General features: G+C 69.9%; 2 pseudogenes. One reads left to right on the top strand and one right to left on the bottom strand.

What is annotated here, in order from left to right:
- Window positions 1-368: pseudogene (locus tag MKL11_RS16345) on the top strand (aldehyde dehydrogenase family protein); the annotation flags it as partial.
- A gap of 48 nt (window positions 369-416) precedes the next feature.
- On the opposite strand, the pseudogene MKL11_RS33570 reads toward MKL11_RS16345, so the two are convergent.
- Window positions 417-491 (bottom strand): annotated as a pseudogene (locus MKL11_RS33570) (hypothetical protein); the annotation flags it as partial.
- Window positions 492-499: the final 8 nt, after the last annotated feature.

A 499-nucleotide genomic window follows, 5' to 3' on the forward strand; every position in this document is an offset into this window, starting at 1 on the left:
ACGACGCCTTCGCCGACAAGATGGCCGAGGCGGCCAACCGGCTGAAGGTCGGCAACGGCATCGAGGATGGCGTCGCCCAGGGGCCGCTGATCGACATGGCGGCCGTGGAGAAGACCGAGGCCCATATCCGCGACGCCATCGCGTAAGTCGGCCGGGTGGTGGCGGGCGCGCATCGCCATGCGCTGGGCGGCCCGTTCTTCGAGCCGACCGTGCTCGCAAACGCGACTCCCGACATCGCGGTGGCCCGGGAAGACACCTTCGGCCCGCGGGCCCCGCTGTTCCGCTTCCGCGACGAGGCGGAGGCGATCCGCATGGCCAACGACACCGAGTTCGGCCTCGCCTGCTACTTCTACACCCGCGACCTCGGTTGAGCCGGTGAACGTGATCTTCTTGACCAGCGGGTTGCCGGTCATCTCGGCCCCGATGGCCCGGGCCGAGCCGGTGAGGATGCTGACGGTCCCGGCCGGAAAACCGGCCTTCTCGCAGAGCACGCCCCAGG

The sequence above is a fragment of the Methylobacterium sp. J-077 genome, assembly GCF_022829365.1.
In the GTDB taxonomy this organism is placed as follows: Bacteria; Pseudomonadota; Alphaproteobacteria; order Rhizobiales; family Beijerinckiaceae; genus Methylobacterium.